13 protein-coding genes are annotated in these 9,017 nt (G+C 52.2%); 1 reads left to right on the top strand and 12 read right to left on the bottom strand.

Annotated features, from left to right (window positions below):
* A partial coding sequence (locus WAO31_RS00715; RefSeq protein ID WP_509589040.1) for an alpha/beta hydrolase occupies positions 1-579 on the top strand: 579 nt, incomplete at its 5' end.
* 11 nt (positions 580-590) lie between these two features.
* Here WAO31_RS00715 and WAO31_RS00710 read toward each other — a convergent pair.
* The 12 genes from WAO31_RS00710 to WAO31_RS00655 all read right to left on the bottom strand — a co-directional run.
* Positions 591-1,949 (bottom strand): ATP-dependent DNA helicase, encoded by a 1,359-nt coding sequence (locus WAO31_RS00710; protein ID WP_509589038.1) that lies wholly within the window; start codon positions 1,947-1,949, stop codon positions 591-593.
* Between the two features lie 5 nt (positions 1,950-1,954).
* A complete protein-coding gene (locus tag WAO31_RS00705; RefSeq protein ID WP_509589036.1) occupies positions 1,955-3,949 on the bottom strand; it encodes a bifunctional copper resistance protein CopD/cytochrome c oxidase assembly protein in 1,995 nt (664 codons plus the stop codon).
* On the bottom strand, positions 3,946-4,410 hold the full coding sequence (locus WAO31_RS00700) for a methyltransferase family protein (RefSeq protein WP_509589034.1): 465 nt from the start codon (positions 4,408-4,410) through the stop codon (positions 3,946-3,948). The genes WAO31_RS00705 and WAO31_RS00700 overlap by 4 nt, the downstream gene beginning before the upstream one ends.
* A gap of 87 nt (positions 4,411-4,497) precedes the next feature.
* On the bottom strand, positions 4,498-4,770 hold the full coding sequence (locus WAO31_RS00695; protein WP_509589032.1) for an HU family DNA-binding protein: 273 nt from the start codon (positions 4,768-4,770) through the stop codon (positions 4,498-4,500).
* Positions 4,771-4,880: 110 nt separating this feature from the next.
* The gene (rpsN, locus tag WAO31_RS00690) at positions 4,881-5,186 is read right to left on the bottom strand and encodes a 30S ribosomal protein S14 (protein WP_509589030.1); all 306 of its coding nucleotides are present in this window, start codon (positions 5,184-5,186) and stop codon (positions 4,881-4,883) included.
* 3 nt (positions 5,187-5,189) lie between these two features.
* On the bottom strand, positions 5,190-5,357 hold the full coding sequence (gene rpmG, locus WAO31_RS00685; protein ID WP_509589028.1) for a 50S ribosomal protein L33: 168 nt from the start codon (positions 5,355-5,357) through the stop codon (positions 5,190-5,192).
* Between the two features lie 11 nt (positions 5,358-5,368).
* Entirely contained in the window at positions 5,369-5,605 is a 237-nt protein-coding gene (gene rpmB / locus WAO31_RS00680; protein ID WP_509589026.1) for a 50S ribosomal protein L28, read from the bottom strand.
* 111 nt (positions 5,606-5,716) lie between these two features.
* Positions 5,717-6,121: a Fur family transcriptional regulator gene (locus tag WAO31_RS00675; protein ID WP_509589024.1), complete on the bottom strand. Its 405-nt coding sequence runs from the start codon at positions 6,119-6,121 to the stop codon at positions 5,717-5,719.
* 15 nt (positions 6,122-6,136) lie between these two features.
* Positions 6,137-6,988, bottom strand: a complete 852-nt coding sequence (locus WAO31_RS00670; RefSeq protein WP_509589022.1) for a metal ABC transporter permease — start codon at positions 6,986-6,988, stop codon at positions 6,137-6,139.
* Positions 6,988-7,788, bottom strand: a complete 801-nt coding sequence (locus WAO31_RS00665; protein ID WP_509589020.1) for a metal ABC transporter ATP-binding protein — start codon at positions 7,786-7,788, stop codon at positions 6,988-6,990. Before WAO31_RS00665 ends, WAO31_RS00670 begins: the two co-directional genes overlap by 1 nt.
* A gap of 3 nt (positions 7,789-7,791) precedes the next feature.
* Positions 7,792-8,757 carry a metal ABC transporter solute-binding protein, Zn/Mn family gene (locus WAO31_RS00660; protein ID WP_509589018.1) on the bottom strand — a complete coding sequence of 322 codons (966 nt, stop codon included), beginning with the start codon at positions 8,755-8,757 and terminating at the stop codon, positions 7,792-7,794.
* A gap of 51 nt (positions 8,758-8,808) precedes the next feature.
* Positions 8,809-9,017: 2-oxo acid dehydrogenase subunit E2 (locus WAO31_RS00655; RefSeq protein WP_509589016.1), on the bottom strand; the 209-nt coding region annotated here is incomplete at its 5' end.

Raw genomic sequence — 9,017 nt, 5'->3', positions numbered from 1 at the left:
ATCGCGGTGCATGGATTGTCAAAAGAAACCAGAATGCTTGAGCTCACTCCGCAAGAGATAGCTGAAGCTCACCCGGATATTTGGGATAACCTGCCGGACGAGTATCGCCCAACTTCAATGACGCCCTTGAATGCAAAATACAACCAACTGCTAGCGGAGAAGATACTTCCGATGGTTTTGGAAAAGTACGGCATCGAGCACGCTAGGGAAAGAACTGCAATCGCAGGAGCAAGCATGGGTGGCCTTGCCTCCATGTATTTGATGGCTAAGTATCCAGAAACTTTTGGCGCCGCACTTTGTTTTTCAACGCACTGGATTCTTGGACACAAATACATGGCTCAGGAGCTAACCGCTTTGATGCCAGATCCTGGCCACCACAAGATCTATACCGACGCTGGAACCCAAGACTGGGACATGTTCTACCAGCGCTTTCATAACGGAGCCGTTGCGGCGCTCCAAGCCAAAGGCTGGGTTAGAGATAAAGATTTGATGTTTGCAACATTTCCCGGCACCGGCCACACCGAGAGTGCTTGGGCTGCAAGATTGCATGCGCCAATCAACTGGTGGTTGAAGGGCTAGCGCCTAAGAAACTAAAAGAGCTTCTCAATCGGCGCCTGCTTCACACCGCTCATGAACCGGATGACGTCTTTATCGACCATCACATCGCTCATCTTGATTGCACGCGTTAGATACAAACCCTCTAGAGAGCGAACGCGGGATAGTGCAACATAAGTCTGACCCGGAGAAAAAGCGCCCCTGCCTAAATCAATGACCACTTCGTCGTAAGTTTGCCCTTGGGATTTATGGATGGTGACAGACCAGGCTGGTCTCAACGGAATCTGTTGATACTCGGCTAACGGAATCGTGACAAGAACTTCCTTGACTCTTCCGGTTTCTTCATCAAACTCTTCTTCGATTTCGTAGCGGACCTTTTCCCAGGTTGCGCGCCCAACATCCAATCTTTCGCCGTCCACTTCCACTACGACACCACCGGAGGAGGGCATGTCGACGACATGACCGATGGTTCCATTCACCCAGCGCTTGAGCGTTCCCTCACCGGTTCTCTTGCCATCGTCGTTTTTTATAAACATCACCTGAGCACCAACTTTTAGTTCAAGTGAGGGTTCAGCGGGCAAGGTCCTCCCGAACGCCTGTTCGTCGCTTGCGCTAAAGATTGCTTCGAAGGTTTTCGGCTTCGTTGTCAGCCGACTCATCCGCTCACGGTTAGTGCTATCTACCGAGGCGTTGATGGTTGCAAGTCGAATAACGTCATCGTGGGGCGGGAATCTGTTTCCTGCTTGATTCAAGCGATCAAGCATCGCCTGATCGACCTCTCCGATTCGAATAGCGTTCAGAATTGACTTAAACTCTTCGTCGGACTGGCGGAATATCTCTCCGAGTTCAAAGCGTTCCAAAGAGTCCTCGCGCCAAACGTGTGCATCAAAAAACCAAGGTGACTGGTAGTTCTCCGCCATGTAGCTACGCTCTTCGTTATTTCCTGGCACGGGGGAGAGCTGGTACGGATCGCCAAACATGACAAGCTGTGCTCCGCCAAATGGAATCTTTCTTCTTCCCCTAGCAATTCCCATCGACTTGGAGATTGCGTCCATCAAATCCGCGTTGACCATCGAGACCTCGTCGATGATCAACACATCGAGGGCCGCAAGGACCTCTCGGGTTCGACGGTTCAAATGTCTTGCGATATCCTGCTCGCCCAGAATTCCAAAGGGGAAGCCAAACAGCGAGTGGATGGTGACTCCGCCAACGTTTAGGGCTGCTACCCCAGTCGGAGCACAAACCGCGACGTTTTTCTTGGTGTTCTCGACCAGGTAGCTCAAAAGCGTTGACTTGCCGGTTCCGGCACGGCCGGTGACAAATATGTTGTTCTCGGACTGTTCGATGTAGTCAAAGAGATTCTGTTGCTCTAGAGAGAGCCTTACCGGTTCCAAGGGGGTTATTTCTTATTGATGCGATCAAGCATCTTGTTGTAGTCGGCCAGGTCTTGGTTGCCAGACCTGTCGGAGGCGCGATCTAGTCGCTTGGAGTCTCTGTTGTCTGATTTGAACCACTGCACAGAAACAATGATGGTCAATATGATCGTCGGTATCTCACCAATTCCCCAGGCAATTGCCCCTCCGTTTTGCTGATCCTCGAGTGGCGTTAGTCCCCAGGTTCGACCCATTGCCCCAAACCAGTCAGGCAGCAGTAGGCCACTGCCTCCCATCAGGGCCAGGCCGAAGAAGGCGTGGAAAGCCATGACACCGATCAGCATCACGAGGCGTATCGGGTAAGCAACCCGATTGGGACCCGGGTCAATGCCAATCAGCGACTGAACAAAGAGGTAGCCGGTAATCAGAAAGTGGAAGATCATCCACATGTGACCGATGTGTCCTCTGGTCGCCCACTCAAACAGCGGTGTGAAGTAAAAAACCAACAGCGAGGCGGCAAAGTTCACAGCAGCAACCAGCGGGTGCGAAATAAACTCCCCGTACTTGGTGTGAACAGCCCAAAGCACCCATTCCCTGACTCCCCTTGAAGAATCAGCCCGCTTTTGAACGGCACGCATCAAAAGAGTCACCGGAGCCCCTGGAACCAGTAGCACCGGGATTGCCATGGTGAGCGTCATGTGAGCGATCATGTGGATGCTAAATAGATACTCCTGATAAACATTCAAAGAACCGCTGGTTGTGAAAATCAGCAGCAGCATTCCGGCAACCCAGGAGATGGTTCTGGCTATGTGCCAGCTATCGCCTCGGGCCTTTAGCTTTCTAACTCCAAGCAAATAAGCACCTATTGCCCATAGGGCAATAACAGCCCAAAGAATATCTAGCTTCCACTCGGTAAAGAAGGTCTCGAAGGTGAACTCCGGAGGAAGTGGTTCACCGGTCAATAACTGCGCTGGAGTTGGCACCACAAACTCACCCTGTTCAACCGGGGGTGCTGTTCTGGCGAGCGCGGTCCCCATACCAAGCGCCAACCCCATGATGGAAATCTCCAGCAGCGCAAGCTTGAAAAAGCTTCCCCTATCCGAGAGCTTCGACAATATCCGCAGTCTATAGATGGCTCCGAAGGAGCCCAAAACAACAAGCAGAGTAATTTTGATTAGAAGCATCTGACCGTAGGGACTAAAGATGCCTTCAGCACTTGGTATCCGAACATAAGAAGAACCAAGCCCCGATACTCCAACGATCACGAAGCTTGCCAGGGCTAGAGAAGAGTACCTAGAAACCATGGCCTTGGCTTCGCCCAAAACATCTTTTCTTAGGGCAAATAGGGCAATCAGACCACCAACCCAGGTCACTACACCAACTAGATGCATGCCCAAAGAGTTCACTGCAAGCGAGTGGTTCTCGGTTCCAGCTGCGTGGCCTATCAGGGCAAGGGGAACAAGCGCTAGAAGCCCGATGGCTGTAGTTACCGCTGTTCCAAAAAGGCCCGAGACAGACAGTGCCAAGATACTGATCAAAAAAGCCGCCGCTAGGTTCACGGCCAGTGAAATACCGAGCTCTATCTCGGTGGCGTAAACAAGTAAGCCCTGACTGAAGCTCTCATCCAGCGAGAAGGTTGCTCCAGACACCGAGACAAAGCTCAAGACAAAGTGCACTGAGCCAGCTACCGCCCAGGCGGCAGCCCCAGCCGACGAGAGGTTCAAAAGCTTGCGTAAGACAGCTGATTTTTCGTTGGCCGCGAAGGCTGCAAACACCAGCGAACCGATGGCTATTGCCATCCCTAGATTCATCAGGGCTTTCGCTATCGGTGTTCCGTAGCGCACGATAACGCCTGGGTCTGAGAACTGCATTGCTGCGGCTCCGCCGCCTATTGCTAGGCCAATAAGTACAGCTAATAGGGTTGCAGCACCGGCAATCAAGGATGCCGAATATGCGCGGGATTCAAACTCCGAAGGCGCAGAACTAGGCCTTTGTTGCTTCTGGGATGTTTGTTGGCTCACCTAATAAGCCTAGGCACAAACCTTCCGGTTTTTTTCGAATAGTCGGCGTAGCCGGCATAGGCCTTAGTTAGCAAGGCCTCCTCAAAGCTGGCCTTGTAGTTCAGAAGGAAGACAAGTGCAACAAAGAAAAGGGCGTGTGGGAAAAAGCCACCCACGATGGTAAGTCCCAGCGCTGCAAGTAAAAGGCCTGAGTAAATGGGGTGCTTCACGAACCTGTAAAGACCGTCGGTCACCAGCACCGCGTCTTTACCGGGAATGGGATGAGCGGTGAGGCTCTTGCCAAGCGCTAGTGCAGATAACCCAAGGATCACGAAGCCAGCTAGTAGCAACACAATGGACAAAGTGGCGAAGAAGAAAGTGAAGGCGCCGGTGCTTATGCCACTGGATGGAACAAAGATCAGCAAACCAATCAGAATGAACTGGCCCAAAACAAGCAGGTTTCCTTTGAGGCGGTTGGTCATGGGCTAATCCTAACTATTGAATTGGGCATGTAAATAAAAAGACGCTGGCCTTAGAGGCCAGCGTCTTTTATTTGTAAGTCTTTTTAATTACTTAACTGAAGCCTTTAGCTTCGAGCCTGCAGATACCTTTACGGTGTTTGAGGCTGCAATCTGGATTGTTGCTCCGGTCTGTGGGTTGCGTCCTGCGCGTGCTGCGCGGAAGCCCTTTTCAACCGATAGCCAACCTGGGATGGTGACCTTGGTGCCGCCTCTTACCTGGGTTGCGATGGTGTCAAACATTGCGTCAACGATGCGGTTGACAGCTGCCTGTGACTCGCCAGTTGATTCTGCGATTGCAGCTACTAGTTCGCTCTTGTTCATGTGGTCCTCCTGGACGATTCTTTTATGACGTTTAGGGTCGCCTCGATTTATCGGGGGCCTAAATCAAAAGAACCCTGAATCCCGAAGCGGGGTGGTGCTATGGCTAAAAGCTACCAGCTTGACTTGGTAATGCCCGGAAGCTCGCCCCGGTGAGCCATGTCGCGGAATCTAACGCGGGAAACGCCAAATTTGGCCAAAATACCCCTTGGGCGACCATCGATCGCGTCGCGGTTACGCAATCTGACAGGGGAGGCGTTGCGTGGAAGCTTCTGGAGCCCCAAACGGGCCTCTTCGCGCTGGGCATCGGTCGAATTAGGGTCAACTAGGGCCTTTTTAAGCGCCAGACGCTTCTCGGCGTAGCGCTCGACTACTATCTTGCGCTGCTCGTTACGAGCAATCTTGCTTTTCTTGGCCATTTTCTAGCGCTCCTCGCGGAATTCGACGTGCTTGCGCACTACTGGGTCATATTTCATCAAAGAGATACGATCTGGGTCATTACGGCGGTTTTTCTTGGTGACATAGGTGTAACCGGTGCCTGCGGTGGAGCGCATCTTGATAATTGGACGGATGTCCTTCTCTTTAGCCATCTATTTGCTCCTTAGATCTTCTCGCCGCGAGCTAGGATTTCGGCAACCACGGACTCGATGCCACGGGCATCGATTACCTTGATTCCGCGGGCAGATAGCTGCAGGGTCACGTTGCGCTTCAGGGAAGGAACGAAGTAAGTCTTCTTCTGAATGTTCGGGTTAAAGCGACGCTTGGTCTTGTTCTGGGCGTGCGAGACGGCATGGCCAAACATAGGCTTCTTCTCAGTCACCTGGCAGTACGCTGCCATCTTTCCTCCTCTAGGCACAACAAGCTAAAACCACAAAATAGTTTGCTTGGAAGCCGTTATAAGATTTGCGGACCAATCCGCAACAAGCCCCAAGTCTAGGCTAGTTTTCGCTCACTTTGCAACTTTTTTCTGGCAGGGACCGCAGGTCCCAAAGATGTCTATGGTGTGTGTCGGGGAGGCAAATCCGTGGCTTTTGGCCACCTGATCCGCCCAGGATTCCACCTTTTCGGCCTCAATTTCCACGGTTTGGCCACACCCCCTACAAATCAGGTGGTGGTGGTGCCCAGCCCCACAATCCCTAAACAACACCTCTCCGTCGGCCGACTGCAAAGAGTCGGCCTCCCCGGAGGAAACCAGTTCATTCAAAGCCCTATAAACGGTAGCCAAACCAACGCTGGAACCGTGGTTTTTTAGCACCAGGTGAAGCTGCTGAGCCGAAACAAAGCCAACCGCCTCAGACAGTGCGTGGCGCACAGCAGATTTCTGTTTGGTGTTGCGCTTTACGGTCTCGCCCATAGCTACAAACTTTACCTAACCAGCTTGCTTGGTTTTGGTCTTGGTTCTAGTTTTTGATTTTTCGATAACTCTTGCCACTAGATAAATAGCAAACGACAAAGTAGTCACGTACGGGCTAATTGGTAATCCTCCGCCAAGAGCAAGAAGTATTCCACCAACCACCGAGACCACAGCAAAGATCATGCTCAGTAGTGGAACCCAAAGCGGTGAAGAGGTAAGCCTTAGGGCAGCTGCAGCCGGTGTCACCAAAAGCGTCATCACAAGTAGTGCTCCAACAACTTGCACCGATGCCGCAACTGCCAAAGCAAGCAGCAACATAAACAAAAGACCTAATGCCTTAGTTGGAACTCCCCTTGCCTCTGCAACCTCAGCATCTAGGCTTGCGAAGCTAAGCGGTCGCCAAATAAGAGCTAGGCATGCAACAACAACGAGAGAAGTTGCGATCAGCCAAAAAACTTGCGGGTCATCAACTGCAATGATTTGTCCGGTGAGAAGTCCAAACTTATTTGCGGCTCTGCCCTCGTAGAGGGCAAGAGCCAATATTCCAATACCCAAACCAAAGGGCATAAGCACCGCAATTATTGAGTTTCGGTCCTTAGCCCTCGACCCCAAGATGGCGATGATGATCGCAGCAACAATTGATCCAAAGGTTGCCCCGAGGGCAACGTTTAGTCCAACAAGTAGTGCGATGGCAGCACCTGCGAAAGAAAGCTCACTGATTCCGTGCACCGCGAAAGACATATCCCGCGTCATAACAAAGACGCCAATGAGTCCACCCATGATGCCAAGCAGTAATCCTGCAATGAGTGAGTTCTGCACCAGTGGAATCAGCTGGTCGTAATCCGAGAAGTCAAAGAGCCGATCCATTATGTCCACCTCTCGTTGTCGTGGTGGTCGTGATCGGAAGAACCAAGAACCGCAATGCGCCCCTGGTTTCTAACTACGTCAACGCTTCGGCCGTAGAGCTTGGACAAGACATCGGATCGTAAAACTTCATCGGGAGTTCCGATTCGGAACTTACCGTTAGCTAAATAGAGAACCCGGTCGATGTAATCGAGCACCGGGTTCACATCGTGGGTGACAAACAAAACGGCAGCACCGTTTTGTTTGCGCTGAGAATCTAGAAGCTCTGCAACCAGCGACTGCTGCTTTAGGTCTAAGGCGCTTAGCGGTTCATCAGCCAGTATCAGCTGAGGGTTATCGATAACGGCCTGAGCAACCCTGATGCGCTGCAACTGCCCGCCCGAGAGCTGGCCGATTGGCACGTTCGCAATTTCTTCTGCTCCAACTGCTTCGAGCATCTCGGAGACTTTTTTGTTTGTTTTGGAAGACGGAAAAGGAAGCCCGAAGCGGTGGCCGTCTAATCCCATGCGAAGTAGATCGCGGGCGCGAAGTGGCAATCCGTTATCTGCTTGCCGGTGCTGAGGAATATAGCCAATGGCACGGGAGCCATTGGCTACCTTATTTCCAAGCAGTTCGATTTCCCCGCTGGAAAGTTGAAGCTGACCGAGGATTGCCTTTAGTAGAACTGTTTTACCGGAGCCGTTGGCTCCGATAACCGCAATGAATTCTCCGGGCGCAACCGAGAGGTTTAGATTTTTCCAGATGCTCTTGTCGCCAAAAGACAGGCTTGCCTTTTTGACCTTGAGAATAGATTTACCGGGCAATAGTTATCTAAGGGCTGCCTCAAGAAGTGTAATGTTTGCATCCATCCACTCAAAGTACCTGGTGTTTGGGGGAAGTAGCTCGCTCAACTCAACTATTGGTGTTTGATTTTCCTGGGCTATTTTCTGAAGCCCGTCTACCTGCACGCTGCCGGTTTGTGGGTTCACAACAAACAACGAAACTGCTCCTGACTTGAGAAGGTTCTGCATTTCAAGCAGGTCCTTTGGGGAAACATCGCGCTCTTCCTCGATGGCTTCAGAAAAACCACTCGGGGTGATGTTTTCAAGACCCAGCTCGATGAGCAGGTAGTCGGCAACCGGCTCCGAGGAAATTACCTTGGCTCCCGAGGCAGTTGCTGAAAACTGGGCTACCCGATCTTCGAGAATCTCTATCTGGTCTAGGAACTCCACAAGGTTGTCCGAGTAGTCGGCCGAGTATTCAGGGTCTAGCGAAGCAAGCTGTGCGGCCAGACGGTTCGCAAAATCTTCAACTACGTGGAAGTCATACCAGACGTGCTCGTTGCCCTCGGAATGGTCGTGGTCGTGGTCGTGGTCGTGGTCGTGGCCGTCGTCTTCCTTGGCATCGGCATCCTCCTCGGCTAGTTCGTCGGGCAGGTAGGCAAAAATGATGTTGTCTTGGCCTGCGGCAGCTGCCAAGGCATCCATGAAGGAGTCATACCCTCCGCCGTTGGCTATAACCAGATCGGCATCGTTTACGGCAAGTTGGTCACGGGCTGATGCCTCGTAGGAGTGAGGGTCTTGAGAGAAGCTCTCGATGATTGAAACAACCTCGACCCGGTCACCGCCGACAGATTTGGCGACATCCCCCCAGACGTTGGTTGATGCCACAACTGTGAGGCCGGTGAAGGGCGCTTCAGTCGGTTCGGCGACTTCCGGTGAGGGTGCAGTTGCTGCACAACCCGAAAGCAATAGGGCTGTGACGGCTGTTAGGGCTAGGGCTTTTATCTTCATAAGCCCCACTATAGACCTTACTGATAATGATTGTCAATAAGATTAAGGGAACTAGTCCAGAAGAAGCGCTGGCTCCTCGATCACCGAGGCGACGTCCTGAACAAACCTGGAGGCTACGTCACCGTCGACCACCCGGTGGTCGAAGGTGGCACCGATTGTTGTGACCTGGCGAATAACGATCTCGTTGTTCACAACCCACGGCTTTGGCCTGATTGAACCAAGGGCAACGATGGCAACCTGGCCGGGGTTCAGAATCGGTG

This window comes from Rhodoluna sp. (assembly GCF_049276775.1).
Lineage (GTDB): Bacteria > Actinomycetota > Actinomycetes > Actinomycetales > Microbacteriaceae > Rhodoluna.
Note: the sequence above shows the minus strand (reverse complement) of the source record. Positions and strands in the feature narration are given on the sequence as shown.

Excerpts from the sequence above, each read along its gene's own strand:
- WAO31_RS00695 (WP_509589032.1), bottom strand. The coding sequence starts at position 4,770 with ATGAACAAGAGCGAACTAGTAGCTGCAATCGCAGAATCAACTGGCGAG.
- WAO31_RS00675 (WP_509589024.1), bottom strand. The coding sequence starts at position 6,121 with ATGGGCGAGACCGTAAAGCGCAACACCAAACAGAAATCTGCTGTGCGC.
- rpmG (WP_509589028.1), bottom strand. The coding sequence starts at position 5,357 with ATGGCTAAAGAGAAGGACATCCGTCCAATTATCAAGATGCGCTCCACC.
- rpmB (WP_509589026.1), bottom strand. The coding sequence starts at position 5,605 with ATGGCAGCGTACTGCCAGGTGACTGAGAAGAAGCCTATGTTTGGCCAT.
- rpsN (WP_509589030.1), bottom strand. The coding sequence starts at position 5,186 with ATGGCCAAGAAAAGCAAGATTGCTCGTAACGAGCAGCGCAAGATAGTA.
- WAO31_RS00670 (WP_509589022.1), bottom strand. The coding sequence starts at position 6,988 with ATGGATCGGCTCTTTGACTTCTCGGATTACGACCAGCTGATTCCACTG.
- WAO31_RS00700 (WP_509589034.1), bottom strand. The coding sequence starts at position 4,410 with ATGACCAACCGCCTCAAAGGAAACCTGCTTGTTTTGGGCCAGTTCATT.
- WAO31_RS00660 (WP_509589018.1), bottom strand. The coding sequence starts at position 8,757 with ATGAAGATAAAAGCCCTAGCCCTAACAGCCGTCACAGCCCTATTGCTT.